This is a genomic window from Neobacillus drentensis (assembly GCF_036965645.1).
Lineage (GTDB): Bacteria > Bacillota > Bacilli > Bacillales > Cytobacillaceae > Neobacillus > Neobacillus drentensis_D.
The window spans coordinates 31,656-32,332 of record NZ_JBALPZ010000036.1; the positions used below are offsets into that span (position 1 = coordinate 31,656).

The 677-nt window shown below is 41.7% G+C and carries 1 protein-coding gene; it reads left to right on the forward strand.

Annotation, left to right across the window (positions count from 1 at the left end; genetic code table 11):
• A partial coding sequence (locus V7266_RS07300) for an Ig-like domain-containing protein (RefSeq protein WP_335467089.1) occupies nt 1–677 on the forward strand: 677 nt, incomplete at both ends.

Below are 677 nucleotides of genomic sequence, written 5' to 3' on the forward strand. Positions count from 1 at the left end.
CCTTGGTAACTATGGATCGATTAATCCTTCTTTAGCTCTCAATGTATTTTTAGATAATACAGCTCCTAAAACGCCTACTGTTAATGAAGTAACAGATCACTCTTCAATTGTCACAGGAACAGCAGAAGTAGGTTCAACCGTAACGGTTAAGGCAGGAGAAACTGTATTAGGGACATCCACAACAACTACCGAAGGTAATTATTCAGTTACGATACCAAAGCAAGAATCAGGAACGAAATTAAGCATAACAGCTACAGATAGGGCTGAAAATACAAGTGAAGCGATAGTATTCACAGTGAAAGATGTGACAGCTCCATTAGTTCCACAGGTGAATGTCCTCACGGATAAAGATACAGTGGTAACAGGGACAGGCGAAGCTAATGCTACTGTGTATGTAAAAGTAGGGTCCACTATTATAGGAAAAGGAAAAGTAGATACAGCAGGGAAGTTTTCTGTTGCTGTGCCTTTACAAAAAGCAGGAACGAGAGTAAGTGTAACTGTAAGAGATAGCGGAGGAAATTACAGCCCATACACAACGGTAACGGTACAGGACAAGACAGCCCCATTAGCCCCGCAGGTGAATGTCCTCACGGATAAAGATACAGTGGTAACAGGGACAGGGGAAGCTAATGCTACTGTGTATGTAAAAGTAGGGTCCACTATTATAGGAAAAGGAA